Below are 25,798 nucleotides of genomic sequence, written 5' to 3'. Positions count from 1 at the left end.
GGGCGGGCCCGTCCGTGATCGACCCTAGAAGCTGAACCCGTGGTGAGGTCAACACTCGGAGTCCCGGCCTGTCTCCAAGATAATCAACGCTGTTGACGAAATGGCGGGCGACGTTAATGATCTTGAAATTCCCGTCGTGCTCCATCACGGCCAGCAGAGGTAACCGGCTGATTGCTCGCCGTCAGGAAAGTGATCTGGCTGACATGGCTAACTGTTCCTACTAGGTTCACGGGCTGGGGGAGTGCGGGCAGCGGGTGCGCAGCGAGGAGGAGCGGACGATGAGCAGACCGTTCGAGGGCGTGAGCGTCGTCGAGATCGCNGGGTGGACGTTCGTGCCGGCCGCGGGCGCGATCCTCGCCGATCTCGGTGCCGACGTCGTCAAGGTCGAACCGCCCACCGGCGACCCGCAGCGCCTGCTGCGCAACCTGCTCAACCAGGACGACAGCGGTCCCAACCCGTTCCTGGAGATCCCCAACCACGGCAAGCGCAGCGTCACCCTCGACCTGACCACCCCCGCCGGCCGGGAGGTGCTGCTGCGCCTCGTCGCCGACGCCGACGTGTTCCTCACCAGCTACCTGCCGGCGTTACGCGCCCGCCTCGGCATCGACGTCGACGACCTGCGGGCGGTGAACCCCCGGCTGGTCTACGTGCGCGGCAGCGGCTGGGGCAGCCGCGGCCCGATGGTCAACACCGGCGGCTACGACTCGGCGGCGGCCTGGTGCAGCTCGGGGACCCTGCACAAGCTCACCGGCGCCGGTGACGACGAACCGGTCGCCCAGCCGGCCGCCTTCTACGACCTGCAGGGCAGCAACACCATCGCCGGCGCCGTCGCGATGGCCCTCTACCGCCGGGAGCGGACGGGCGAGACCGCCGTCGTCGACGTCTCCCTGCTCAACACCGGCATGTGNGCGCTGGGCGCGGACATCGCCGCCGCGCCGTTCTCCGGCGAGGTGCCGCGGGCCGACCGCCGCGCCCCGGGAAACCCGATCGCCAACTACTACCGGACCAAGGACGGACGCTGGATCAACCTGGTCTGCCTGCAGGCCGACCGGTTCTGGGACGAGCTGTGCCTGGTCCTCGACCGTCCCGAGCTCGTCGCCGACCCGCGGTTCCTCGACGCCGCCGCCCGCTTCACCCACAACCGGGCCTGCGTCGAGGTGCTCGACGGCATCTTCGCCGAACGCACCCTCGACGAGTGGCGCGAGACCCTGGCCGGGTTCTCCGGGGTGTGGGCGCCCGCGCTGACGCCCGCCGAGGTTCACGACCACGTGCAGGTCCGGGAGAACGGCTACCTTTCCGAGCTGACCGCCGAGGACGGCACGCCGTTTCGGGTCGTCGCCCCGCCCTACCAGTTCGACGGCGAACCCGCCCGCGCCCGCAGCCGCGCCCCCGAACTCGGGGCCGACACCGCCGAGGTGCTGCGCGGCCTCGGCCTCGACGCCGCCACCGTCGACGACTACCGCGCCCAGGGCGCCTTCGGCTGAGTCCCCGCTGCCCGGTCGGGTGACCGCGCCCGGACGGGGCGGGCGTGGCGTCCGGCGGTCCGGCGGTCCGGCGTCCGGCGGTCAGGCGAACAGGACGCGGGCCACGTGGTCGGTGTCGGCGTACTCCCGGACGGAGACGATGCGGCCGTCGCGGACCTCGAAGATGCCCAGGCACCGGTTGTCGTACGGCGCGCCGCCGGCAGCGGTGCCGCGGGAGATCCAGGTGGCCACGACCCGCGGGCCCTCGGCGAGGACGTCGGTCAGCTCGATGTGCAGCGGCGCGCCGGGCTGCAACCGGCTGCCCATCCCACCGAGGAAGTCGTCGACGATGCGGTCGCGTCCCCNCCACTCACCCGAGATCGGCAGGCTGCCCGGGTAGTGCCAGACGGCGTCCGCGGCGAAGCTGTCACGGATCACCGCGGCGTCGCCGTCGCGGACGGCCTCCACATAGCGGACCACGACCGCGCGTGCATCATCCATGCCGGCCAGCATGCCGCCCGGGCGCCGTCGTCGACCAACAGCCGTCCGTCCGCCTTGACAACCGATGGTGGTCGGCCATGGTGGAGGCCGTGGATCTCGACCTGGGCCAGGCGCGGGCCTTCGTGGCGGCGGCCGAGGAGCTGCACTTCGGCCGGGCCGCCCGGCGGCTGTTCCTCACCCAGCAGGCGCTGTCCAAGCGGATCGCCCGGCTGGAGGACGCGCTCGGCGTCTCGCTGTTCCACCGGTCCGGGCACGCGGTGGAGCTGACCGACGCGGGCCGGCGGTTCCTGGAGCCGGGCCGGGCGGCGCTGCGGGCCGCGGACCGTGCTGTCGCCGCGGCCAGAACGGAGATCCGTCCGCTGCGCGTCGACGTGTGGGGCCACCTCTACGGTCCGATGCGCACCCTGCGGGCAGTCCTCGACGACGCCCCGGCGCTCGGCGTGGAACTCGGCGCCAGCCGCGACCTGCCCACGGCCGTCGACGCGCTGACCCGCGGATCCATCGACCTCGGCTTCGGGCGCGTGCACGCGACCGCCGACCATGCCTTCACCGACCATGCCTTCACCGACGACGCCCTCACCGACCATGCCCCCGGGGAGGACGCCCCCGGGGAGGATGCCCCCGGAGTGGATGCGGGTGCCGGCGGGGAGTTCGCACCGGCTTTCGCCCACCGGCTCGTCCGCCTGGAGCCTCTCGACGTGGTCCTGCACCCCGCCCATCCGCTGGCCGGCGGCGCGCGGGTGCGTCCCGCGGATCTGCGCAGCAGCGTGCTGTGGTGTCCCGCGGCCCTCGACCGGCTCGACTTCCTGCGCCGCTTCGCCGGCAGGTTCGGGATCGCGGCCGAGGCGGCCGCGGTCAACCTCGGCCTCGAACCGCTGCTGGAGCGTCCGCGCGCGGACCCCCGCTACGTCTGCGTGCTGCCCGCGGAGATGGTGCTGCCCGCCGACGCCGGCCTGCGGGGGGTGCGGCTGGTGGAGCCGACCCCGCTGTACGCGTGGTCGCTGCTGTGGCGGGGCGAGCCGTGCGCCGCGGGGCGCAGCCTGCTGCGCGCCTTCGCCGAGACCGCCGCCCGCCGTCGCTGGCTCGAGTACGCTCCCGGCCGCCACTGGCTTCCCGCCGCCGACCACGCGTGGCTCACGGGGTCAGCTGGGCGCCACGGACCGTGACATCACGGGCCGGACCCTCACTCCCCGTGCCGGGATCGGTGGAAGATTTAACGCGGAGGAATCCTGAGTTAATTTTGAGTGAATGCCCGTGTGCAACTCTGAGGCATGCAGACAGGAGCTTGTCCCGACGCCGAAATCGTGGCGATAGCCGCGTCCGTTGACGATATTCCCAGCATGGCGCAGACCGACGCGATGCTGGAAGAACTCCGCCGGCTTCCCCGGAACGCGGAGACGGCCAAGCTGATCGACGATCTGCTGGAGCTCAGATCGCTACTCGGCGCGCGCTGAGCATGCGCGCCGAGTAGCGAAAGGAAAGCTGCGCGACGCACCGGTTACTGAACGGCGCGCCAGGACTGGTCGGACCGAGTTACCAGATTACTGCTGGGCACCGAACGGCTGGCCCTGGTTCCCCTGGTTTCCGAGGTTGCCCTGGTTACCCTGCTGGCCGCCGCCGAAGCGCTCGCCGGAGCCGCCGATTCCGCCCTGGCCGCCGATTCCGCCCTGGCCGCCACCGACGCCCGCCAGCTCGCGCAGGCGGTTCTCGACGTAGCGCTCGCTGTGGTGCGTCTTGTCGGCAATGCGCGCGACGAGGTCCTCGATGTCGGTCGCGGCGTCGAGATCCGCCGTGCTGACCTGACCGAACTGGTCAAGGATGCGGTAGCGGATCTGCCGCCAGTTCTGGCGCAGCTGCTGCTCCACCTGCTGGCGCTGCTGCTGCTGGTCCTGCTGGCTCATTCTTGTGATCCTTCCGGTCATTATCCGAACGCNCTGAGGGCGCGAGAGGGACGCTACCGCAGCCGGTTCGGCCAGCGCCAAGCCGACGTTGAATGAGAATGTCTGCGCCCAGCTCCGGGCATCAGACACCACAATCGGAAGCGTCCCGAATGGGCGTCGGCGGCACAATGTAATACGGAAAAACGAGCCATAAGGAATCGCCGGTCACCCCTTTGTGGTTGTCCTGGCCGCGTCTCAGCGGGTGACGCCCCGTCCCGGCCGGTCTCGCCCCGCCCCGGCCACTTAGCGCGGTCGATGCCCTCGTGCCGTGTTCACCCGCTTCCGCGGGTGGGTACACGGGTCCCATGTCGTCGTCATCCCGGTCCGTACCGGCTGCCGAGCGGAGCGCCGCCGCCGGCGGCGACGGCAGCGAGCGGATCTTCCTCGTCGGGCTGATGGGATCGGGCAAGTCGACGGTGGGCCGGGCGCTCGCGGCCCGGCTCGGCCGGCCCTACCTGGACAACGACGCCCTGCTCCAGCAGCGGACCGGACTCGACGCGCCCGCCCTGGCCGACCTGGGCCGCGCGGCCCTGCACGACCAGGAGTCGCGCCAGCTTCACGCCCTGCTCGACACCCCGGCGCCGTATGTCGCCGGGGTCGCGGCCAGCATCGCCGACAACCCCGACGACCTGGGCCGCATCGTCGACGCCGGCCGCGTCGTCTACCTGCGGGCGACCCCGCGGACCCTGGCTCGCCGGGTCGGCCGCGGCCAGGGCCGGCCCTGGCTCGACGGCGACCTGCTGAGCACCCTGAACGAGATGTTCGCCGCCCGCGACGACGTCTACCGCCGCGTCGGGCACGTCGTGGACACCGACGGCCGCGAACCGCACGAGATCGCTGCCGAGCTCGCCCGCCTCGTCGGCGCCGGCTGAACTCCGACGCGCGGACGCGGCGCCGGCTGTGCACGTCGTGCCCGCACCCACCGCGCGGGTTGCGGGTCCGGGCGCCGGGGTGGGACAGCCAGCCGGTCTCGGTCTCGGTTCGGGGTCGGGCTCGGTTCGCGTTCGGGTTCGGTTCTCAGGTCTCGGGCGGGAACCCGGCGGCGGGCAGGCCGAGGGCGCGGATCACCGCGGCGGCGTCCGTCACGCCGGCGGCCTGCTCCGGGCTCAGCGCACCGAGCGGCGAGCCCGCGACCCGCTCCCACACCACGGCCATCGCCTCGAACAGCTCCGACGGCAGGCCCGCGGCGGCCTGGGTCGCGGCGATCTCCCGCATCTCGGTGACGTAGCGGTCCGCCTTGCTCGCCGACAGCGCGAGCCACGATCCGAGCTCGGCGACCTGGGCCGGGAACGTCGGCGCCACGTCGTCGAGCATCGCGTCGAGCACCCCGGCCCGCTGCGCCGCCGCGGTCGCCTGCAGGAAGAGGGCGGCGAGTCCCTTGTAGAGGCTCGCCGTGCTCATCTTCAGCGCGCTCGCGGCACCCACGGGACCCGCCAGGACGCGCGGTTCGAGCCGAGGATGGGCCAGCGCGGCGATCTCACCGGCCCGCGGACCACTCAGGTACAGCCGGGTGCGCGCCCGCGTGGAGGCGGCCCGCGGCGGCGGCCCGGAAATCGACCCGTCGACGAGGTCCAGCCCGCCCAGGGCCTGCCCCACCCGCGCGAGCGTCGCCGGGGAGACCGCGTTGAGGTCGGCGACCAGCGGGGTCACCCCCGCCGCGGCGGCCGACCGGCGGATCGCGCCGGCCACGGCGAGGGCCTCGCCCGGCGGCACCACCGACAGCACGACGTCCGCCGCCTTGACCGCCGCGTCGAGAGAGTCGACGAGATCCAGCCCGTCCGCGAGCGCGCGGGTCCGCTGCGAGCGGCCCGCGACGCAGGCCAGGACCCGGGCGCCGCCTTCGGCGTAGCCGCGCCCCAGCGCGGAGCCCATCGCGCCGGGGCTCACAATCGCCACCGCCACCACCCCGGCATCCCCCTTCGCGGCGCCACCCGGGCGGTGTACCCGGCGTCCTGCCGGCAACCCGGGCCCTGACGCACGTGACGTCGGCGACGCAATACGATCCGAAATCGTGACTCGAACACCCTGATCCACGTTGTGTGAACCGCAAGCTGTGACCCGAAAGCCGTGAACCGAAAGCCATGAACCGAAAGCCGCGGTCCAGGATCTGTGATCCAGGATAGACGGTCGACCGGGTCGACCTGCCCGCCACCGGCGGGCCCTTCTTGCGGCACGCCCGCGTGCCTGCCCGATCGGATTCGCACGGGGAGTCCGTGTTTGAGGCGTAGCTCCATCGGATGAACCACCATGGTGTGGTGGGCGTGGTCGGGCGTTGGCCGCCGGCAGGGGCGGCGAGCCCGCGGCGACGCTCGTCACCGGCGGGGATGGGCCCCGACGGCGCCGGCGACAGTCGGAGGATCGTGAGAACGGCGGTGCGGAGCAGATGATCAGCGGTCAACCCCATGTGCGCGTCCTTCGCCCGGTCGCCCGCCCGCCGGACCCGTCCTCGGCCGGCTCTCCGCCCGCCATCCACCCGTCCACCAGAGTCCCGTCGGTCAGGATCATCCCTTCGACCCGAACCACGACCCCGCCGTCTCCCACACCCGCCCCACCCCCCGCGACCGCCGACACCCGCGGCGGGTCGCCGGCAGCCCCACCGAACGCGGCGCCACCGAACGCGGCGCCACCGAACGCGGACCCGCCGATCGGGGCCCTACCGAGCGCGGACCCGCCGACCGCGGCCTCGCTGACCGTGGCCGCACCCAGGGTGGATTCGCCGAGTGTGGTCACGCCGAGTGCGGATTCGTGGAACGCGCAATCGCCGCCGCCAGCGGACCGGGCGGAACCCCGGGAGGCCNCGGACCGCCCGGACGCGGGGGACAGCGGCGCGCCTGCCAGGACCGCCCACCCTGCCACCGGGGCGGACCTCGACGGGGATGTGCGGGCCGCGGTTCTGCCGGCGGTGGCAGACCGTTCCGGGGAGGCCGCGGCCGGGACGGCACCGGCAGCAGCGGAAGGCACGCCAGTCACGTCGGGTGAGGACGCCGAACGCGGGGACGCGGCGGGTGAAGGGGATCGCGCGGTATCGCCCGGGCCACCATCCGAGAATGAGGACGAGGAGGACGGCACCGGCCCGTTGTGGGCCGCGCTGCGCGAGGACCGGTTCGTGCTGTCCCGCTGCCTCGACTGCCGGAGCTGGCTGCCACCGCGCCCGGAACGCTGCCGGCACTGCGCGGGGCCGACCGACTTCGCGCCGGCGGCCGGCACCGGCGTCGTCGAGAGCTACCTCGTCATCCGCCATCCCAGCGTGCCCGCCTTCGCCGGCCGCCCGCCGTACGTCCTCGCGCTGGTCACCCTGGACGAGGGGATCCGGCTGNCCGGCCGGCTCGACGGGGTTGCGCCGGGGGAGGCGAAGGTCGGCCAACCCGTCCGTGCGGCCTTCCACGCCCGCCCCGGCGCGGACACCCCCACCGTCCTCTTCCGCCCGCGCCGACCGGCGGCCACCGGGGCTCGTTAGTCCGAGCATCTTCCTGTGATCAAGTTGGCGGAGTGCGGAAGGCCCGCGTCGGCCGCTGTCGCCTATCCGGAGGGATAAATCGGACACCGATGCCCTCTGGACAGCCGGCATGCCGCGCTCGGCGGGACGCGGCACCAGGGCCTCTCCCCTGACGGCGAGCGGTCCACGCGGTCACCAGGGACAGGTGCCACCCTTCTCGCTCAGGAACAGGCCTGAACCTTCCTCGTGGCGGGCGAGCACCTGGGCGGCGATGCGGGCGCCGCCCTCGTCGGCGGTGTCGTGGCCGGTGTGGCCGTTGAGGTCGGTGGAGCAGAAGCCGGGGGACAGGGCGTTCGCGGTGATGCCGTCGGCGCGCAGGTGACGCGCGTCGACGAGGGTGATCGCGTTGAGGCGGTCGGCGTCTCCGCCGAGCCGCCGCCACCGCTGCGCTGAGGGACCGGCCGGATCAGAAGTTGATCATGTGGCCGGCGAGGCCGTGCAGCGCCTCCTTGACCGATTCGCCGAGCGTCGGGTGGGCGTGGACGTTGCGGGNGANCTCGGCGACGGTGAGGTCCCAGCGCTGGGCGAGGGTGAGCTCGGGCAGCAGCTCGGTGACGTCCGGGCCGATGAGGTGCGCGCCGAGCAGCTCGCCGTACTTCGCGTCGCTGAGGATCTTCACGAAGCCGGCGGTCTCGCCGAGGCCGTGCGCCTTGCCGTTGGCCGAGAACGGGAACTTCGCGACCTTCACGTCGTAGCCGGCGTCGCGGGCCTGTGCCTCGGTGTAGCCGAAGCTGGCGACCTGCGGCTGGCAGTACGTCGCCCGCGGGATCATCACGTAGTCCAGCGGGTAGGTCTCGGCGTCGCCGATCGTCTCCGCGGCGATGATGCCCATGGCCTCGGCGGCGTGGGCGAGCATGAGCTTGGCCGTCACGTCGCCGATGGCGAAGATGTGCGGGACGTTGGTGCGGCAGTAGCCGTCGACGTCGATGGCGCCGCGCTCGGTCAGCGCCACGCCGGTGTTCTCCAGCCCGTAGCCGGTGACGTTCGGCCCGAAGCCGATCGCCTGGAGCACCTTCTCCGTCTCCAGCACCTTCGACACGCCGTCGGAGCCGGTCACGGTGACCTTCACCGTGTCGCCGGAGTCGTCGATCGAGTCGACCCGGGTCGAGGTCAGGTTCGTGATGCCGGCCTTCTTGTAGTGCTTGGCGAGTTCGGCGGAGACCTCGGCGTCCTCCAGCGGCACCACCCGGTCGAGGAACTCGACGATCGTGACGTCGACGCCGTAGTTGCGCAGCACATAGCCGAACTCGACGCCGATCGCCCCGGCGCCCGCGATGACGATGCTGCGCGGCAGTTCGGAGCTGAGGATCTGCTGCTCGTAGGTGACCACCCGCTCGGACAGCGATGTGCCCGGCAGCAGTCGCGGCGTGGCGCCGGCGGCGATGATGACGTGGTCGAAGGTCACCGTGCTGGTCGCGCCGTCCGCGCCGGTGACCGACAGGGTGTGGTCGTCGACGAACGTGCCGCGCCCGGAGTACTCGGTGATGTTGTTCTTCTTCATCAGGAAGTGGACGCCCTTGACCCGGCCGTCCGCGACCTTCCGGCTGCGTTGGAACGCCGCGCCGTAGTCGACCGTGATCGATCCGTCGACGGAGATGCCGAACGTCTTGGCCTCGTGGGTGAGGGTGTGCACGAGCTCGGCGTTGCGCAGCAGCGCCTTCGACGGGATGCAGCCCACGTTCAGGCACACCCCGCCCCAGTACCGCTCCTCGACCACGGCCGTGGTCAGACCGAGCTGGGCGGCCCGGATCGCGGCCACATACCCGCCCGGACCCGCACCGAGCACCACTACGTCGAAATGTTCGCTCACAAGGGCAGCGTAACGATGCCGGCCGGCCCCCGGATTCCCGCCCACCCGGCGTTCGGTCACACCCGTCGGCCGCCCGGGTCAGCCATCCTCGGCGGCTCGTCCGGGAAGCGCGAGGGCGGGCAGCAGCCCGACCAGGATGCTGGCGATCAGCAGCCGGAACGTGTGCGCGAAGGCGACGTGGGTCGGCGCCCCGGGGGAGCCGAGCTGGCCGGCGAGGAGCGTCGTGACTCCGGCGACGCCGAGAGCGCCGCCGAGCTGGAGCAGGATCCGGCTCGCCCCGCTGGCGTGGCCGATCTCGTGGCGGCTCAGGCCGTGGTAGGCCGCTGCGAGGGTGAGGACCGTGACGATGCCGATTCCCGCGCCGCGCACGAGCAGGCCGGCCGCGAGCAGTCCTGCGTCGGCCGGCCCGTCGGTGACGCCGAAGGGAAGGGTGCCGGCGGCGGCCAGGGCGAGCCCGGCCAGCACCACCGTCCGGGTGCCCAGCCGCGAGGTCAGTCGCCCGCTGGCGGAACGGGCGGCGAACGCGCCGACTCCCTGCAGGGCGAGCACCGCGCCGGTGGCGAGTGGGGAGTAGCCGACGACCTGGAGGTAGAACAGCGGCAGCAGAACCAGCGCGCCGTAGAAGTACAGCCCGGCGAGCAGCGTCAGCGCACCGGCCGCGACGAACGCCCGCCGGCGCAGCAGCCGCGGATCGAGGGCGGCGGTGTCGGGATGGCGCGCCGCGTGCCATCCGAACAGGCCAAGCAGCGCCGCGCCGGCGGCCAGGGGCACGACGACCGTCGCGTCGTCCGCACCGGCGGTGTTACCGGCGCGCGACAGGCCGAGGACGATGCCGGCCAGCGCCGGGGCGAGCAGCAGCAGGCCCGTCACGTCGAGCGTGCCCCCGCCCTGCGGTGGGGTGCGGGGGAGATGGGTCCTGGCAAGCACCAGCGCGGCCAGGCAGACGGGGATGTTGACGACGAAGATCCACCGCCAGCTCGCATGGTCGACGACGAGGCCGCCGACCAGTGGGCCGAGGACCGGCGCGACCACGGCGGGGATGCCGATGGTGGCCATGGCCCGGCGTGCCCCGGCCACCCCGACGGTCCCGACCAGGATCGTCTGCAGGATCGGCATGGACATACCCGCCCCGAATCCCTGGACCACCCGGAAGGCGATGAGGCTCCCGGCGTCCCAGGCGAGCGCGCACAGGGCCGAGCCGGCCAGGAACACGGCGAGCGCGGCCATCCAGACCTGGCGTCCGCCGCAGCGGCGCACGGCCCAGCCGGTGCCGGGGATGGCGACGGCGGCGGCCATCGCGTAGCCCGTCACCACCCAGCCGATGGTCGTGACCGACACGTCGAAGGCGGTGGCGAGGCGATCGAGGGCGACGTTGACGATGGTGCTGTCGAGCAGCGGCAGCACGGCGCCGAGCAGCAGTGCGGCGACCAGGCGACTGTCGGCCTTCCCCGGCTCCGCCGTCACCAGCGGCGGGCTGGCCTGCTGGACCATGGCGACTCCCCGCGACGTGTCTGCACGTTCGGGCGTGCAAATCGCACGCTTCGAGGGGAGGCTAGCCGATTCCCGTGCGACTTGCACGCTAACCTGGGCGAGTGGAGACGGAACGCGGAGAACGCCTCGAGGCAGCCCTCGGTGAGCTGCTCCAGCGGCGGACGAGGCTCGGGTTGTATGCCGACCTCGTCGCCGGGATCGGCCGCGGGCTCGACATCTCGTCGTATCCGCTGCTCAGCGGACTGGCCAGGATGGGCCCGGCGAACGCGGTGCAGCTCGGTCGGGAGATCGGCCTGGACCGGTCGGGTACCAGCAGGTATGCCAGCCGGCTGGAGGCCGGGGGCCTGCTGNGGCGCAGTCCCGACCCGGACGCGCGCGGCACCCTGCTCAGCCTCACCGAGGACGGCGAGGAGGTGGTCGGCCTGCTGCGCCGGCGTCTCGCCGAGCTNCTCGGCCGCCGCCTGGTCGGCTGGTCGGCGCCCGAGGCCGAGGCCTTCGTCGCCGGGTTGGAGCGCTTCGTCTGGGAGCTGCGCGACGAGCTCGGATGAGTGGGTCGCCGCCGTGTGCGCGGGTGGATCAGGCGCTGAGCAGCTTCTCGGTGATCTGGTGGAGGCGGGCCGCGTCGTCGCGGTCGAAGTACGGGGTGTCCACGTCGAGGCGCCTGCCCTCCACGAAGGCGCTCAGGGGCTCGGCCGGGGGACGGTCGAGGCAGGGCAAAATCTGGTCGATGCTCTGGGCCACCGACTTGCCGGACACCTTCAGCCCGGCGACCTGCGCGGCGGTGACCCGGTCGTACTCCCCGGCGAAGCTGGTCGACACGACGCCCGGATGGAACAGGATGTACCTGATCCGGTTGTCCGGGTGCACGGTGGCGAATCCGGCGCCCAGCAGGTCGTTGAGCCGACCGCCGTGGCCCAGTGCCCCCGTTCCGAGGTAGTGCCGGCGCAGCTGCAGGTCGTCCCACTGGACCGGTCCCGTTCCCCCCGGCCCCGCGACGTTGAGGACGATCGGTGTCTCGGCGCGTTCCTGCGACGCCGCCAGCCCGTGGCTGAGCAGGAAGCGGCTCAGGTAGAACAGCGCGAAATTGCTTTCCAGGCCCTCGGGCGTCTCCGTGCGCACCGACCGGTGGTAGCGCGCACCCAGCACCAGGACGTCGACAGCGGGGAAGACCCGACCGATCTCCTCGAGCAGCCGGGTGTTCTCGCTGATCAGACTCAGATCCGCCCGCACGAAGTGGGCCCGGTCGCCGGCGCCGAGCTCGCGTGCGGCGTCGAGGAACCGCTGACCCTTCTCGGCGCTCTGGCCCACGACGAGCACGGCGTGGCCACGGTGGAGATGGACGTCCGCCAGGGCCCGACCGATGCCGTCGGTTCCGCCGGTGATCACCATCGTCCTCATCGCGTCCCCTCTCCGGCTGCGCCCATCGCCTTCCCAGCAATTTTGATGAATAAAAGCATCCCGGCCCGACGTCGTGCAACCGTGCCGGTCATCGGACCGCGCAACCGTGGACGACGCGCAGGTCAGGCCGGGGACGACCCGCCGCCGGGACCGTCGATCACGCCCTGGCGCATGTGGGTCTGGACCTGCAGCAGGACCCGCGCCGCCTGGTCGAGGTCGACCGTCCCGGTCTGGGCGAAGACCTCGCCGAGCAGGTCGCGGCGGGCCAGTCGTACTCGGCGCACCACCTCGCGCCCCTTCGCGGTGATGATGATCACGGCCACCCGGCGGTCCTGCGCGTCGGCGAGCCGCTCCACCAGGTGGTCGCGGCGCAGCGCGCGCAGCTGGAGCGAGACGGTGGAGATGTCGATGTGCAGGCACGAGGCGATGTCCGAGACCCGCATGGGCCCGGCGGCGTCGAAGTGCTCCAGCAGCCGCAGCTCGCTGGNGGACAGCTCGCAGCCGGACCGCCGCGTCACCTGCAGCCGGATGTGCCTGCTCTCGCTCCAGCGCACCAGGGCCGACAGCGCCACCTCGAGGCGGGCCAACGGCGAGTCGCCGGCCTCGTCGTGCCCGGAGGGGGTCGCCGGGGCTGCGTCCATCCCGCCACGCTACCGGCACCGCGAGGGTGGCTCGTCCCACCTCGCCTTCTCACGGCGCATCCGCACGGCGCCTCTCACTGTGCATCCGCACGGCGCCTCTCACGGCGCCTCTCACGGCGCATCCGCACGACGCACCATGGCCACGCACCATCGCGACGCATCTTCACGACGGCCACCTCGCAAGGGTCCGGGTATCCCCCGATCGCACCGGCCAGGAATGGGCACGCGTCTATCGAGGGAATTCGTGTAACCCCGGTCGCGGTAGCACCGTAGCCCATTCGTGTTGATGTCCCGGCCCGGTGTCGGTACCGTTCCGCACCCGCGCCCACCTGCATTTATCGTGCTGGTCGTGCCCTCCGGCGGGATCGTTCTCGCCCATCCTGCCCATCCGTGTGGAGACGTACGACACAAGGCTGGATGGGCTGATCGGNCCGCGGATAAACAGGTACATGGGTACAGGTATCCACGACGCATCCGTGCGTCGATCTGCTAACATTGTTGATCGCGTTGTCAAGGCCTGCACCCAATGCCCGGTGACGGGCTGGGGGCGCGCCTGATGACCCTCCTCGACACGGTCTCGAAGACCGGCTACAACCGGGCGTTCGCCCACCCGCTGACCGCGGGGGACCGCGCCTATCTCGCCTTCCACCGGCTCAATCCCGGTGAATACCAGGATGTCGGCGCGGTGCTGTTCCTCGACGGGCCGGTGGAGCTGACGGACCTNCGGGCCCACGTCGCCGAACGGCTGCGGGCACCACGGGCGCGGATGCTGACCGACCGGTTGGAGACGGTCACGGTCCGCCCGGCCGACCGCCGCTCCACGGTGCACGAGACCCACTGGGTCAGCGACCCGGAGATGAAGGTCGACGAGNGCGTCGTCGCCATGGAGCTGCCGAGTGCCGCGGAGGTCGCCGGCCTGCTCGGCGGCGACGCGATCGGTGACCGGCGCATCCGTGCCGCCATCGACGCGATCGCCAGGCGTCCCGTCGACACCAGCGCCCAGCCGTGGATGCTCTATCTGCTGTGCGAGCGGGGGACCGCGGGCGCCGTGGTCGTCTACCGGACCAGCCACATCGCCCAGGACGGCGCGGCCCTCTACCGGTCGCTGCACCTGCTGTTCGGTGGCGAGGACGAGCCCGACCTGGGACTGCCCGCGTCGATTCCCCGTCCGCAGGCCGGCGACTACCTGCGTTTCGTCAGCCGGGGTCTGAGCTGCCTGTCGCCGACGCGCGTCCTGGACGCCTGGGGCGGTCAGCCGGTGGGTCCGGCGCGCCACACCTGGATCACCACCGAGCTCGGGCCGATGCGGGACGTCGCCCGCCGGCACGACGCCTCGGTCAACGACGTTTACCTGGCCGCCCTCGCCGGGGCGGTGCGATCGTGGTCGCTGCCGGAGTGGCGGGAGGACTCCCGGCCCGTCCACGCGCTGATGCCCGTCAGCATCCGCATCGCCGCCGACCAGAACGTGCTGTCGAACTACACCTCGGGAGTGCGGATCGCGCTGCCGTGCGGAGAACCGGAGCCGGCCCGGCGGCTGGCCCGTATCGCCAAGGTGACCCGTCGACTCAAGGAGGGCGGGATGGGCGTGGTGGAGCATCACCACTTCCCCGCCGTGGCGGCGCGGGCCACCCCCCGCATGCTGTCGTATGCGGCGAGCTTCGGGGGTCGCACCCGGGAGCTGGCCATGGTGGCGACCAACGCCCGCACGATCCGCGGGCCGCTGGCCGTCGCCGGACGCACGGTCACCGACCTGATCGGCACGGGGCCGCTGCTCGTCGGACGCCAGCACCTGTCGGTGGCGCTGTTCGGTCTTGGGGACCGCATCGGGATCACGTTCGCGGCCAGCGACAGTGTGCCGAACCACGAGCGTCTCNCCCAGTTGTGGCTGGCGGAGCTCACCGAGCTTGGCCGATCGACGCCGCCCGGCGGCGTGCGGGTGCCGGTTCAGCGCGACGCGGGGCCGCGGGCCCGGTAGGTCTGGTGTGTGTGGCCCGCATCCCCGCCGCCGGGATGCGGGCGCTTCCTGGGGCGGGCGTGCGCGGCGTGTCGGCACATGCCCGCCCCTGGAAGCGAGGGCGGCGCGACGGCCGACGGCGGCCGACGCGCCCGGGCCGCTACGCGGACCCGGCCCTCCCGGGAGGTGCCAGGGCCGCGCCCGGCAGCCCGGACCGGTCCGCGCCGCCGGCACGGGTCGGCTCGTCGGGGTACGGCTCGCCGCCGTTCTCACCCTTCTCACCCTTCTCACCGGCCGCGGCGTCGACGTCGGCGTCGGCGGCGTCGGGGGCGGCGGTGAGCGGAGCGGCGATGTCCTCCAGGGAACGGCCGGCCGCGTCCACGCCGAACAGCAGCTCGGCGACACCGCCGACCGCCATCACCGCCGCGCCGACGAGGAAACCGACCATCACCGGCCCGGTGCGGCCGGTGTCGATGAGGTGACCGAACAGCAGCGGGCCGGTGATGCCGCCGACGGCGGTGCCCACGGCGTAGAAGAACGCGATCGCCAGCGCCCGGGTCTCCATCGGGAAGATCTCGCTGACCGTCAGGTACGCCGAACTCGCCCCCGCCGAGGCGAAGAAGAACGTGACCGCCACCAGCAGCAGGAACGTCCACGCGGTCAGCGCGCCGCCGGCGAACAGCACGGCGAGCAGCACCGCCAGCGCGGCCGCGNCCAGATAGGTCGCCGCGATCATCGGTTTGCGTCCGACGGTGTCGAACAGCCGGCCGAGCAGCAGCGGGCCGGCGCAGTTGCCCAGGGCGTAGACGACGAGGAACACCGGCACCGCCGACGAGCTCACCCCGTAGAACGTCGTCAGCATCGTGCCCAGGTCGAAGGTGAACGCGTTGTAGAGAAAGGCCTGGCCGACGAACAGCGCCAGTCCCAGTACCGCGCGGCGGGGATAGGTGCGAAACGCCGTCGAGGCGATCGTCCGCAGCGGGATGACCGTGNGCTGGCGGACGGTGATCTGCCTGTCCGGGCTGGCGAGCCGGGTGCCCGTCTCGGCCTCGACGGTGTGTTCGATGTCGCCGACGATCCGTTCGGCGTCGTCGGCGTGGCCGTGGATGAACAGCCAGCGCGGGCTTTCCGGCACGTGCCGGCGCACGACGAGGATGACCAGTCCGAGCACCGCGCCGAGGCCGAAGCTGAGCCGCCAGCCGATGTCGGTCGGGAAGAGGCGCTCGGACAGGAAGAACACGGTCAGCGCCGAGCCCGCCGCGGAACCCAGCCAGTAGGAGCCGTTGATGAGCAGGTCGACCCGTCCCCGCACCCGCGCCGGGATCAGCTCGTCGACCGCCGAGTTGATGGCCGCGTATTCACCGCCGATTCCGGCGCCGGTGAGGAACCGGGTCAGGAAGAAGAACCACGGCGCCCACGAGAACGCCGTCGCCGTCGTCGCCACGATGTAGACGCCCAGGGTCAGCAGGAACAGCTTCTTCCGGCCGAAACGGTCGGTGAGCTGACCGAAGAACAAGGCGCCCAGGCAGCTGCCGAGCACGTAGATCGCGGNCGCGGTGCCGATGTCGGAGGNGGACAGCGAGATTCCGCTGCCCGATTCGGTGAGCCGCGAACCCACCGCGCCCACCATCGTCACCTCGAGCCCGTCGAGGATCCACACCGTTCCCAGCCCGATGACGATCATCCAGTGGAACCGGGCCCAGGGAAGACGGTCGAGTCGGGCCGGAATCGCCGTGCGGATCGTCCCCAACCCGCCGCTGTCCTTGCCGGGCATGCCACCTCCACACCGTCGCGGTTGCGTGCGCGCCGTCCGCCGCCGCCGGTTCCGACCGCCCCTGCCGGCCCCGCGGATGACGTTGGCCTTCGGCTCTCTGCCCGCTTCCGCCGCCGATATCCCACGCTGCGCCGACCAGGCACCGCGGTCGGGAAGGCACCGCCGTCTAGTGATCATCGCCGTCGAGAAGCACCGCGGTCGTGCAGATCTTCGATGCCATCGGTGGGATCTTCGACGACACCGCCGGGCGGATCGTCGCCATCGTCCTCGCCGTGGCCAGTGGAATCTTCGTGCTGGCCGGCGGAGACCACCGCCGCCATCTGCAGCCCGACGGCCGCGGGCCCGCGGCGGGCGGTGAGCGGGACGGGCCGCCCGAGGTGGTGTGAAGGGACCCTGACCGGGCCGGCGGGTCGTGCAAGCTGCGACGATGAGGGCCGGAACTCCCGCGTCGTCGATGCGCGGGCCGCCCGGCGGGGTGGGCCGCGGACGGCGGGGGAGGGCGAGGGAGGTGCGCGATGAGGGCACGGGGCTCTGCCGCGGGACGGCCGCGGGGGAGAGGCCATCGGCCGATGGGCGGCACGGGCGGCGCCAGCCGCACGGCGGTGATGGTCTGCCAGGGACGGGCCGTCGCCCACGAGCGGCTCGCCCCCGGCCGGTTCGACGATCCGACGGCGATGGCGTTCCTGCTCGCCGCCGAGCGGGGCATCGTCGAGGAGGTGCGGTCCGGGGCCACGCCGGCGGGCTGGGGGCCGCGGCTGACCTTCGAGATGGTGCGCGCCTGTGGCGAGGTGATGGCGCCGCGCACCGTCGCGATCGACGACGCCGTGCGCCAGGCGTTACCCGCCTCTGATGCGGCCCCCGGCGTGGACCTCGGCGTGGTCGGCGCGGCCGACCCGGTGCCCGCTGGCGCGGCGCAGGTCGTGATCCTGGGGGCGGGGCTGGACGGGCGGGCGTGGCGGATGGCGGAGCTCGCCGCCACGCCGGTGTTCGAGGTCGACCATCCGGCGTCGCAGCGCGACAAACGCGAGCGGGCCGGGGAGCTGGCGCCGGCGGGGACGCCGCCGTTTTTCGTGCCCGTGGACTTCAGCCGGGACGACCTCGCCGCGGCGCTGGCCGCCGCGGGCCACCGCCGGTCGGTCCCGACGATCTGGATCTGGGAGGGCGTCGTCCCCTACCTCACCCGCGGCGAGGTCGCCCGCACCCTGCGGATCGTCGGCGACCGCTCCGCCGCGGGCAGCCGGCTGATCGTGCACTACCACACCCCGGCACCCTCGGCGCCGCTCGGCCGAGGGGCGGCGCGCCTGCTCAGCGCCCTGTCCAGGCAGGCGAATCCGATGACCCGCGAGCCGAACCGCTCGGTGTGGACACCGGCGGCGCTGCGCCGCGCCGTCGGCGTCCGCGGCTTCGTGGTCACCCGGGACGACTCCCTGCTCNCCCTCGCCCAGGACCTCGGCACCCCGATCCAGCACCGCCGCTCGCTGCGCAACGGCCGCATCCTCGTGGCCGACCGCGTCCCGCCCCCCGCATGAGCTCCGCGGGCCGCCCCGGCTGATCGGTCCAGGAGTCACAGAATGGGATTCCCGCGGGCCNCATTGCGGTCGCGGCCAGGTCGCCAACCAAGATAATCAACACCGTTGACGACCCTCGCGGGCACTCTGGNGGCCCATCGCCGAGCCCACCCGTCGACCGTACCCTCTGTCATCGGCCGGCAACGGAATCGTGCCGAGGCTTCGAGACGCTTCTGGGCCCGAAGACCGTACCGAGCCCTCGGCATGATCTGGCCCCTGTCTGGCCGGGATTCTGCGGGTCAGCCAGACGGAGCACCGGCGAGGCCGGTCAGCGGCGCGACGCTGAGGCGAGGGCGGTCAGCGCCCCGTGGTGGGCGGCCAGGAACTCGTCGAAGGTGCGGGGGGAGTGGCCGGTGAGGTCGCGCACCGCCGTGGTCGTCGGCGCGGCGATGCCGCCGGCCAGCCCCTGGGTGAGGACGGCGACGTCCTCGGCGAACTGGGGTGGCAGCCCCTGGGCGGTCAGCGCGGCGATCAGTTCGTCGACGGTCAGGTTCACGTAGCGCACGGTCCGGCCCAGCGCGACGGAGAGTTTCTCGGCGATCTGCGCATAGGTCAGGGCCTCGGGCCCGGAGAGCAGGAAGGTCTCGCCGTCGCCGGCTCGGCCGGTCAGCAGCGCGGCGGCGCAGGCGGCGATGTCCGCGCAGTCGATGTAGGAGACCGCGGCGTCGCCGTAGGCGCCGACGAGGTTCCCGTCGGCGGTGAAGGAGCCCTGCCCGGTGATGAAGTTCTGCATGAAGCCGTTGGGCTGCAGGATCGACCAGCCCAGCCCCGACGCCTTGAGGTGCTGCTCGATCTGCCAGTGGGCGCCCCCGGCGAGCCGTTCGCCCTCGCGGGCCTGCCAGACCGACACCTTCACCACCCGTTCGACGCCGGCGGCGACCGCCGCATCGATGATCGACTTCTGCTGGCGGACCATCGGCTGCTCCCCGCCGGCCGGCTGCGCCCCCGCGCCGTTGAGGAACAGGCGGTCGACCCCGGCCAGAGCGGCGACGATCGACGCCGGGTCGTCGAAGTCGCCGACGAGGAACTCGCAACCCAGCGCGCGACCCTTCGCCTCGTCNCGGACCAGNGCCCGCACCGCCGCCCCGTCCTGCCGAAGCTGGTGCACGAGGGGTCGTCCGATGGAGCCGGTCGCACCGGTTACCAGGATCATCCGTGTCTCCCGAAGGTCTCGTCCGTTAATCTGAGGCTGCCTCATGAATAATATTCTGAGGCGGCCTCAAGTTCCGTCGGGGCGGCTGGCCCACCGAGATCGGATGGTCGCTCGAGGTGGATGTTTTGTTCGAGGTCCGACGCTCGTTCGAGGTCCGACGCTCGTTCGAGGTGGATGGTCGTTCGAGGTGGATGGTCGGGGAGGGCGGATGACCGAGTCCGGGCGGCGGCCGCGCGCCGACGCACGGCGCAACCGCGAGCGGCTGCTGGCCGAGGCCGACGCGGTGTTCCGCGCCCAGGGCACGAACGCCTCGCTGGAGGGCGTCGCCCGCCGCGCCGGCGTGGCGATCGGCACGCTCTACGCGCACTTCCCCAACCGGCGCGCACTGCTCGGCGCGCTGCTGCGCCACCGCAACGACGCCCTGTTCGCGCGCGGGGCGGACCTGCTCGACCAGCCCGGTGCCGCCGCGGCGCTCACCGCGTGGGTGCACGCCGTCATCGCGCATGCCGCGGCCTACCAGGGGCTCGCCGCCGTGCTCGCCGAGGGCGTCGACGACGAGGCCTCCGAGCTGCACCAGGCGTGCGTCGAGATGACCGGCATCGGTGACCGGCTCATCGCGCGGGCACGCGAGGCCGGCGTGCTGCGCCGCGAGGCGACGGGCGCCGACATCTTCGCCCTGATGAACGCCGCCGCCTGGATCGCCGAGCAGATGTCCGCCGAGCAGGCCGGCCGACTCGTCGACCTCACCCTGGCGGGACTGCTCGCCCCGCCGAGCTGACGGCGCACGGCACCGGCCGGGGGAGTGGCCAGCAGAACATCAGATGGTTGCACCGAATCGTCGGCGGACGGCCGCGGTGCCCAGGCCTGAAAATAGGTCGCCAGGGCCGCAGTCGGGGACAATCGTCGCTGTGGCTCGCATCCCGGACCACCGTACGAGCACGGCGTCCCAGCAGAGGAGTCCTCGCGGCATGGTGTGGCAGTGGATCGGCCTGGCGACGTTCTCCCTCACCCTGCTGCCCGCGGGACTGGCCNTGGCCACCAACCATGTGCCTCGCCGCCTGCGTACATGGTTGGCGCCGATTCGCACGCGCGGCTGGGTCATGCTGCTGTACTACAGCGCCGTGCCCCTGTACACGATTCCGCGCCTGGCCGGCTTCTCCGCCGCCACTCGCACCTGCACCACGGCCGGCGNCATCCTGTGGCTCGCCGGCTTCCTGCTGCTGGTTATCGCCACCCACCGGCACCAGAATCGTGCCGCAGAAACACCGCAATCGACTAGCTGACCCTTCGGCGCGGGGTACCGGTAGGGACTGTCCCGGTGGTCCTTGNGTGCGGATCAGCGTCGAACAAGATAATCAACGGCGTTGACGAAGTCGGTCGACCAAAATTGATCATGAACAACACCCACCACCAGAAGCACCTGACCACCAACCAGCAGACCCCTCCGGCAACGGATCGGGGGTGCGGGCGGACATGCCGACCAGACTGCTGGGAGGATGATCGTCCGAGTGGTCCCCGGTGGAGGTCCAGGCGCGGGATCGCGGGAGGGGGGTGGGATGGNCGGCGGAGCGTTGGAGGTNGACGGCGTGNCCAAGCGCTACGGCGACGTGGTGGCGCTGAACGCGATGTCGTTCGAGGTGCGGGCCGGTGAGCTGTTCGGGTTCGTCGGCAGCAACGGTGCCGGCAAGACGACCGCGATGCGGATCATCCTCGGGGTGGTCACGGCCGACGCGGGTCAGGTCCGCTACGACGGTGCGCCGCTGACCCTGCGTACCCGTCGGCGGATCGGCTACATGCCCGAGGAGCGCGGGCTCTATCCGAAGATGAAGGTCGCCGAGCAGTTGCACTACCTCGCCCAGCTCCACGGCCTGGGGCCGGCGGCCGCGCGCCGGGCGGTGACGCAGTGGACCGAGCGGCTCGGGGTGGCCGCGCGGCGCGACGACGAGGTGCAGAAGCTCAGTCTCGGCAACCAGCAGCGGGTCCAGCTCGCCGCGGCGCTCGTGCACGATCCGGTGGCCCTGGTGCTCGACGAGCCGTTCTCCGGGTTGGACCCNGTCGCGGTCGACGTGATGAGCGAGGTGCTGCGGGAGCGGCGCGCCGCCGCGGTGCCGGTGGTGTTCTCCAGCCATCAGCTCGACCTCGTCGAGCGGCTGTGCGATCGGGTCGGGATCGTGCGGGCGGGCCGGATGGTCGCCTGCGGACCGGTCGACGAGCTGCGGGCCACCGGCGGCGGGCGGCTCGTCGTGGACGCCCCGGACGCGCCGACGGGCTGGGCGGACGGGCTGGCCGGGGTGCGGGTGCGTGGGCGGGACGGGTCTCGCACGGTGCTCGAGCTCGCGCCGGGCGCCGACGACCAGGCGGTGCTGCGTGCGGCGCTGGCGAGCGGTCCGGTGCGCGAGTTCCATCCCCGTCGGCCGTCGCTGGCGGAGCTGTTCCGTGACGTGGTCGGCGCCGGTGTCGGCGCCGACCTTGGCGCCGACACCGGCGTTGGTGTTGGCGATGGCGCCGACCTTGGCGCCGACACCGGCGTTGGTGTTGGTGTTGGCGATGGGGTCGGCGATGGCGATGGCTGAGGCGGACGGTGAGCTGGCGGCGTGGCGGGTGCTGCGCCTGGTCGCCGGCCGGGAGGTCCGCACGCGGGTGCGCTCGCGGGCGTTCCAGATCACCACGGCGCTGTTCGTCGTCGCGATCGCCGCGAGCGTGCTGGTGACCAGCTCCGTGGGTGGTTCGTCCCCGCGGCGGGTGGCGGTGACGGCGGCGGACGGCACGCAGGCGGCGGCGATCGTGGCGGCGGCGCGTTCGCTCGACGTCGACGTCGCGGTGCGCACCTACGCCGACGCCGCGGCCGGGCGGCAGGCGGTGCTCGACGGAGACGTCGACGCCCTCGTGCTGGTGGCGCCGCCGACGGCGGGCGGCGCTGTAGGGACAGATGGCGCTGCAGGGACGGATGGCGGCGCGGGGACGGATGGCGGCGCGGGGACGGGCGGTGGCTACCGGGTGGTGGTGGACTCCGAGCTCGGCGACTCGCTGACGTCCGTGCTGACCGTCGCGGCCCGGCAGGCGGCGTTGGAGGGGCAGATCTCCGCCCTCGGCGGGGATCCGGCGACAGTGGGCCGGGCGGTCGCGACGGCGGNGGTCGCCGTCACCGCGCTGCGCCCGCGGCCCGAGCGGGACGGCGCGCGGCTGGTGCTCGGGCTGCTCGCCGGTGGGCTGATCTACGTCTCGTTGCTGATCTTCGGCCCGGTGGTGGCGCAGAGCGTGATCGAGGAGAAGACGAGCCGGGTGGTGGAGCTGCTGCTGGCCGTCCTGCGCCCGTGGCAGCTCATGGCGGGCAAGGTGCTGGGGATCGGCGTGGTGGCCCTCGGCCAGCTCGCGCTGATCGGCGCGGTCGGGGTGGGGCTGGGGCTGGCCACCGGGGGACTCGACATCCCGGCGGGGGTCGCCGTGGGATCGGTGGCGCTGGCGCTGCTGTGGTACCTCGTCGGGTTCGCGATGTACGCGCTGATGTTCGCCGCCGCCGGGGCGCTGGTGTCGCGTCAGGAGGACGCCGGCGGGGTGACCGCCCCGATGATCGCCATGATCCTCATCCCGTACGTGCTGGGCATCTCGGTGCTGCCGTCGTCGCCCGACAGCGGGTTGATCCTGACCCTGGCGATCGTCCCGCTGTTCGCGCCGATCCTGATGCCGATGGTGATCGGGATCGGCAGTGTGGCGGTCTGGCAGNTGCTGGTCGCGTTGGCGTTGAGCCTGGCGTGGATCGCGGTGCTGGTCTGGCTGGCCGGTCGGGTGTACGGCAACGCGGTGAAGCGGTCGGGGACGCGGGTGGCGCTGCGCGATGCCCTGCGCGCGGCCTGAGCTCGGCGCCCGGCGTGAGTCCCGTGCCCGGCCTGAGCTCGCGCCCGGCGTGAGCCCGGCGTCCGAGGCCGCCGTCGGCGCGCCGCGGTCGGTAGCATCCGGAGCGATCGACCGGGCGTCGGCCATCGCGGCGGCGCCCAGGCCAGCGACGACCGACGCCGGCCGGCCGGGCGCCGTCGCCGGCCGGTCAGGGAAAAGAGAACAGGGAGCGGTTCGTGCGAGACATCGCCGTCTTCAGCGGCAGTGCCCATCCCATCCTCGCCGAGGAGATCTGCGCGCACCTCGACGTGCCNCTGCACCGGGTGCGGGTCCAGCGGTTCGCGAACGACTGCCTGGAGGTGCAGCTGCCGGCGAACTGCCGGGAGCGCGACGTGTTCCTCATCCAGCCGCTGGTCACCCCGGTCCAGGAGAACCTCGTCGAGCTGCTGCTGATGCTGGACGCGGCGCGCGGGGCGTCGGCGGCGCGCACGACGGTGGTCCTGCCGCACTACGCCTACGCGCGTTCCGACAAGAAGGACGCGCCGCGGATCTCGATCGGCGGGCGGCTCGTCGCGGACCTGCTCGTGGCCGCCGGGGCGAGCCGGGTGCTGGCGATGACGCTGCACTCCCCGCAGGTGCACGGCTTCTTCAGCGTGCCGGTGGACCATCTGCACGCGCTGCGGGAGCTCGCCAAGCACTTCCGCCGCCACGACCTGTCGAACACGACGGTGGTGTCGCCGGACCTGGGTAACGCCAAGGAGGCGGCGGCGTTCGCGCGGATGCTCGGGGTACGGGTCGCGGCCGGGGCCAAGCAGCGTTTCGCCGACGACCGGGTGAGCATCTCGACCGTCATCGGGGATGTGGCCGGCCGGGACGTCATCGTCCTCGACGACGAGATCGCCAAGGGCAGCACGGTGCTGGAGCTGCTCGAACGGCTGCGGGAACTCGACGTGCGCTCGGTGCGGGTGGCGTGCACGCACGGGCTGTTCTCCGCCGGGGCGCTCAAGCGGATCTCCGACCAGCCGGACGTCGTGGAGATCGTCTGCACGAACACGGTGCCGATCCCGCTGGACGACCGGGTGCCGAAGCTAGAAGTACTCACGGTCGCCCCGCCGCTGGCCGAGGCGATCCGCCGCATCCACAACGGCGAGTCCGTCAGCGCCCTGTTCGACGCCTGACCCCTCTCGGCACCCCCTGCTTATCCAGAGGGACGAAACGGACACGGAGGCCTCTGGATAAGCAGCGGGCCAGGCCGGGCAGGGGAGGGACCAGGGCCGGGCAGGGGGCCGGGCCGGGCTGGGGCAGGGGACCGGGCCGGGGCGGAAGGGTAGGACGGCGGTAACGGGCGGGACCTGTGGCCCGCGGCGCGGCGGGGAACAGGTCAGGATTGGCTGATGTCAGCGTCCGCTGTACCGTTGAAGCATGGTCAAGGTCGCGTCGCAGGCTGAGGTGCTCGCCCGGTTCGGTCACGCGCTGTCCGATCCGACGCGGGCGCGGCTGCTGCTGGTGCTGCGGGCCGGCGGGGCGTACCCGTCGGAGCTGGCGGAGATCCTCGGCGTGGGCCGCACCAACCTGTCCAACCATCTCGCCTGCCTGCGTGGCTGCGGGCTGGTCGTCGCGACCCCGGAGGGTCGCCGCCAGCGTTACGAACTCGCCGACGACAAGCTCCGCCACGCGCTCGGTGACCTGCTCGACGTCGTCCTCNCCGTCGACACCGAGCACGTGCACCCCGCCGGCGACGCCGTCGTCGCAGGGGCTGCGGTGGCACCGGCCGGGTCCTCCCTGGCGGGGGTGGGTGAGTCATGACCACGCCCGACCACGGCCACGACCACGAGCCGCACGTCGGTCACGTCGGTCACGACACGGACCATGCCCACGACGCCAGCCAGGCGCACGGGGCTCGGTCTGCGCACGACCCCGGCCACGATCACCCTCTCGGCCACCCGCCTGGGAACGGCCACGTGCACGCCCATGGTCACGGGCACAGTCACGGGGTGGCGGCGGGGCGGGGGAGCGCGCGGCAGCGGCGCCGGTTGTGGCTGGCGGCCGGGCTGAACCTGGCGATCGTCGTCGGGCAGGCGGTGGCCGGGTTCGCCGCGGGGTCCGTCGGCCTGCTCGCCGACGCCGGGCACAACCTGACCGACACCGCCGGGGTGGTCCTCGCGCTGGTGGCGCTGACGTTGTCGCAGCGTCCGCCGTCGGCGCGGCGCACGTTCGGCGGGGTGCGCTGGCCGGTGCTCGCCGCGCAGGCGAACGCCGCGGCGGTGCTGGTGGTGACGGCGCTGCTGGCCGTCGAGTCGCTGCGCCGCCTCGGCGCGCACGGCTCGGTTGACGGCCCGGTGGTCGTCGCCGTCGCGCTCGTCGCGGCGGTCGTCAACGCGGCCAGCGCCCTGGCCGTCCACGAACGCGACGCCGATCTGAACACCCGCGCCGCCGTGCTGCACCTGGCCGGAGACGCGGCGGTGTCGGTGGCGGTCGCCGCGTCCGGTCTGGTGATCTGGCTGGTCGGCGGCTGGAACTGGCTGGACCCGCTGGTCTCCCTGCTGATCGCCGTGTTGATCGCCGGGCAGGGGATGAAGCTGCTGGTCAGCGCGTCGCGGGTGCTGCTGGAGGCGACGCCGGAGAGCCTGGACGTCGCAGCGGTGCGCGCGGACATCCTGCGCGACACCCATGTCCTCGACGTGCACGACCTGCATGTGTGGAGCCTGTCCGACCGGGTCTTCGCCGCCTCGGTGCACCTGGAACTCGGCCATCTCGACGGCGTGCAGGATGGTC

Annotated in this window: 14 protein-coding genes and 20 pseudogenes; 21 read left to right on the top strand and 13 right to left on the bottom strand. The window is 72.7% G+C overall.

Annotation, left to right across the window (positions count from 1 at the left end; translation table 11 throughout):
* Positions 1 to 320 precede the first annotated feature (320 nt).
* The 3 genes and pseudogenes from UK94_RS62965 to UK94_RS23295 all read left to right on the top strand — a co-directional run.
* Positions 321 to 907: pseudogene (locus UK94_RS62965) on the top strand (CoA transferase); the annotation flags it as partial.
* A gap of 1 nt (position 908) precedes the next feature.
* Positions 909 to 1,484, top strand: a 576-nt coding sequence (locus UK94_RS62960) for a CoA transferase (RefSeq protein ID WP_235489398.1), incomplete at its 5' end; no start/stop codon positions are given.
* 557 nt (positions 1,485 to 2,041) lie between these two features.
* Positions 2,042 to 3,130, top strand: coding sequence for a LysR family transcriptional regulator (locus UK94_RS23295; protein WP_235489396.1), 1,089 nt, complete (start codon positions 2,042 to 2,044; stop codon positions 3,128 to 3,130).
* Between the two features lie 375 nt (positions 3,131 to 3,505).
* Here the strand turns inward: UK94_RS23295 and UK94_RS23285 are convergent, their stop codons facing one another.
* A complete protein-coding gene (locus UK94_RS23285; RefSeq protein WP_055751509.1) occupies positions 3,506 to 3,865 on the bottom strand; it encodes a hypothetical protein in 360 nt (119 codons plus the stop codon).
* Between the two features lie 344 nt (positions 3,866 to 4,209).
* Between UK94_RS23285 and UK94_RS23280 the strand changes: the two genes are divergently transcribed.
* Positions 4,210 to 4,776 (top strand): shikimate kinase, encoded by a 567-nt coding sequence (locus UK94_RS23280; RefSeq protein ID WP_011604741.1) that lies wholly within the window; start codon positions 4,210 to 4,212, stop codon positions 4,774 to 4,776.
* A 145-nt stretch (positions 4,777 to 4,921) separates the two neighbouring features.
* On the opposite strand, the gene UK94_RS23275 is transcribed toward UK94_RS23280, so the two are convergent.
* Entirely contained in the window at positions 4,922 to 5,800 is an 879-nt protein-coding gene (locus UK94_RS23275) for an NAD(P)-dependent oxidoreductase (RefSeq protein ID WP_095212939.1), read from the bottom strand.
* A 982-nt stretch (positions 5,801 to 6,782) separates the two neighbouring features.
* Here UK94_RS23275 and UK94_RS74800 point away from each other — a divergent pair.
* The 3 genes and pseudogenes from UK94_RS74800 to UK94_RS34050 all read left to right on the top strand — a co-directional run.
* Positions 6,783 to 7,220 (top strand): annotated as a pseudogene (locus tag UK94_RS74800) (OB-fold domain-containing protein); the annotation flags it as partial.
* A 1-nt stretch (position 7,221) separates the two neighbouring features.
* Positions 7,222 to 7,361: pseudogene (locus UK94_RS74795) on the top strand (DNA-binding protein); the annotation flags it as partial.
* A gap of 225 nt (positions 7,362 to 7,586) precedes the next feature.
* Positions 7,587 to 7,793: a hypothetical protein gene (locus UK94_RS34050; RefSeq protein ID WP_041939367.1), complete on the top strand. Its 207-nt coding sequence runs from the start codon at positions 7,587 to 7,589 to the stop codon at positions 7,791 to 7,793.
* A gap of 13 nt (positions 7,794 to 7,806) precedes the next feature.
* Here the strand turns inward: UK94_RS34050 and UK94_RS62950 are convergent.
* From UK94_RS62950 to UK94_RS23255, 3 genes and pseudogenes are all read right to left on the bottom strand, one after another.
* A pseudogene (locus UK94_RS62950) lies at positions 7,807 to 7,892 on the bottom strand (hypothetical protein); the annotation flags it as partial.
* Between the two features lies 1 nt (position 7,893).
* Positions 7,894 to 9,189, bottom strand: a 1,296-nt coding sequence (lpdA, locus tag UK94_RS23260; protein ID WP_268761578.1) for a dihydrolipoyl dehydrogenase, incomplete at its 3' end; no start/stop codon positions are given.
* Between the two features lie 99 nt (positions 9,190 to 9,288).
* The gene (locus tag UK94_RS23255) at positions 9,289 to 10,701 is read right to left on the bottom strand and encodes a DHA2 family efflux MFS transporter permease subunit (RefSeq protein ID WP_055751505.1); all 1,413 of its coding nucleotides are present in this window, start codon (positions 10,699 to 10,701) and stop codon (positions 9,289 to 9,291) included.
* 101 nt (positions 10,702 to 10,802) lie between these two features.
* On the opposite strand from UK94_RS23255, the pseudogene UK94_RS74790 reads away from it, so the two are divergent.
* Positions 10,803 to 11,051, top strand: a pseudogene (locus UK94_RS74790) (helix-turn-helix domain-containing protein); the annotation flags it as partial.
* A gap of 226 nt (positions 11,052 to 11,277) precedes the next feature.
* Here UK94_RS74790 and UK94_RS23245 read toward each other — a convergent pair.
* Both UK94_RS23245 and UK94_RS62940 read right to left on the bottom strand, forming a co-directional pair.
* Entirely contained in the window at positions 11,278 to 12,099 is an 822-nt protein-coding gene (locus UK94_RS23245; protein ID WP_055751503.1) for an SDR family NAD(P)-dependent oxidoreductase, read from the bottom strand.
* Positions 12,100 to 12,221: 122 nt separating this feature from the next.
* Positions 12,222 to 12,586 (bottom strand): annotated as a pseudogene (locus tag UK94_RS62940) (MarR family transcriptional regulator); the annotation flags it as partial.
* A gap of 1,037 nt (positions 12,587 to 13,623) precedes the next feature.
* On the opposite strand from UK94_RS62940, the pseudogene UK94_RS76385 reads away from it, so the two are divergent.
* A pseudogene (locus tag UK94_RS76385) lies at positions 13,624 to 14,613 on the top strand (WS/DGAT domain-containing protein); the annotation flags it as partial.
* Between the two features lie 241 nt (positions 14,614 to 14,854).
* On the opposite strand, the pseudogene UK94_RS62930 reads toward UK94_RS76385, so the two are convergent.
* The 4 pseudogenes from UK94_RS62930 to UK94_RS62915 all read right to left on the bottom strand — a co-directional run.
* A pseudogene (locus tag UK94_RS62930) lies at positions 14,855 to 15,407 on the bottom strand (MFS transporter); the annotation flags it as partial.
* A gap of 1 nt (position 15,408) precedes the next feature.
* A pseudogene (locus UK94_RS62925) lies at positions 15,409 to 15,686 on the bottom strand (MFS transporter); the annotation flags it as partial.
* Position 15,687: 1 nt separating this feature from the next.
* Positions 15,688 to 16,245 (bottom strand): annotated as a pseudogene (locus tag UK94_RS62920) (MFS transporter); the annotation flags it as partial.
* A gap of 22 nt (positions 16,246 to 16,267) precedes the next feature.
* Positions 16,268 to 16,468, bottom strand: a pseudogene (locus UK94_RS62915) (hypothetical protein); the annotation flags it as partial.
* A gap of 200 nt (positions 16,469 to 16,668) precedes the next feature.
* Between UK94_RS62915 and UK94_RS23225 the strand changes: the two are divergent.
* Together UK94_RS23225 and UK94_RS23220 are read left to right on the top strand one after the other, a co-directional pair.
* On the top strand, positions 16,669 to 16,854 hold the full coding sequence (locus UK94_RS23225; RefSeq protein ID WP_055751499.1) for a hypothetical protein: 186 nt from the start codon (positions 16,669 to 16,671) through the stop codon (positions 16,852 to 16,854).
* A 129-nt stretch (positions 16,855 to 16,983) separates the two neighbouring features.
* Positions 16,984 to 17,901, top strand: a pseudogene (locus tag UK94_RS23220) (class I SAM-dependent methyltransferase); the annotation flags it as partial.
* 403 nt (positions 17,902 to 18,304) lie between these two features.
* Here UK94_RS23220 and UK94_RS23215 read toward each other — a convergent pair.
* Positions 18,305 to 19,096: NmrA family NAD(P)-binding protein (locus UK94_RS23215; protein WP_235489393.1), on the bottom strand; the 792-nt coding region annotated here is incomplete at its 5' end.
* Positions 19,097 to 19,106: 10 nt separating this feature from the next.
* A pseudogene (locus tag UK94_RS62910) lies at positions 19,107 to 19,189 on the bottom strand (NmrA family transcriptional regulator); the annotation flags it as partial.
* 208 nt (positions 19,190 to 19,397) lie between these two features.
* Between UK94_RS62910 and UK94_RS23210 the strand changes: the two are divergent.
* From UK94_RS23210 to UK94_RS23180, 10 genes and pseudogenes are all read left to right on the top strand, one after another.
* Positions 19,398 to 19,967, top strand: coding sequence for a TetR/AcrR family transcriptional regulator (locus UK94_RS23210; RefSeq protein WP_011604760.1), 570 nt, complete (start codon positions 19,398 to 19,400; stop codon positions 19,965 to 19,967).
* 812 nt (positions 19,968 to 20,779) lie between these two features.
* A pseudogene (locus UK94_RS62905) lies at positions 20,780 to 21,242 on the top strand (ATP-binding cassette domain-containing protein); the annotation flags it as partial.
* 1 nt (position 21,243) lies between these two features.
* The coding region (locus UK94_RS62900; RefSeq protein ID WP_235489391.1) for a DUF4162 domain-containing protein at positions 21,244 to 21,762 on the top strand (519 nt) is incomplete at its 5' end.
* Positions 21,689 to 22,322 (top strand): annotated as a pseudogene (locus UK94_RS62895) (hypothetical protein); the annotation flags it as partial. The gene UK94_RS62900 and the pseudogene UK94_RS62895, both read left to right, overlap by 74 nt.
* A 1-nt stretch (position 22,323) precedes the next feature.
* Positions 22,324 to 22,912, top strand: a pseudogene (locus UK94_RS62890) (ABC transporter permease); the annotation flags it as partial.
* A gap of 1 nt (position 22,913) precedes the next feature.
* Positions 22,914 to 23,044, top strand: a pseudogene (locus tag UK94_RS74785) (ABC transporter permease); the annotation flags it as partial.
* A 215-nt stretch (positions 23,045 to 23,259) separates the two neighbouring features.
* A pseudogene (locus UK94_RS62885) lies at positions 23,260 to 23,336 on the top strand (hypothetical protein); the annotation flags it as partial.
* A 1-nt stretch (position 23,337) separates the two neighbouring features.
* Positions 23,338 to 24,201: ribose-phosphate pyrophosphokinase (locus UK94_RS23190; RefSeq protein ID WP_235489389.1), on the top strand; the 864-nt coding region annotated here is incomplete at its 5' end.
* 244 nt (positions 24,202 to 24,445) lie between these two features.
* Positions 24,446 to 24,727: pseudogene (locus tag UK94_RS23185) on the top strand (metalloregulator ArsR/SmtB family transcription factor); the annotation flags it as partial.
* Positions 24,728 to 24,825: 98 nt separating this feature from the next.
* Positions 24,826 to 25,798, top strand: a pseudogene (locus UK94_RS23180) (cation diffusion facilitator family transporter); the annotation flags it as partial.

The organism is Frankia sp. AvcI1, assembly GCF_001420875.1.
Taxonomy (GTDB): domain Bacteria; phylum Actinomycetota; class Actinomycetes; order Frankiales; family Frankiaceae; genus Frankia; species Frankia alni.
Note: the sequence above shows the minus strand (reverse complement) of the source record. Positions and strands in the feature narration are given on the sequence as shown.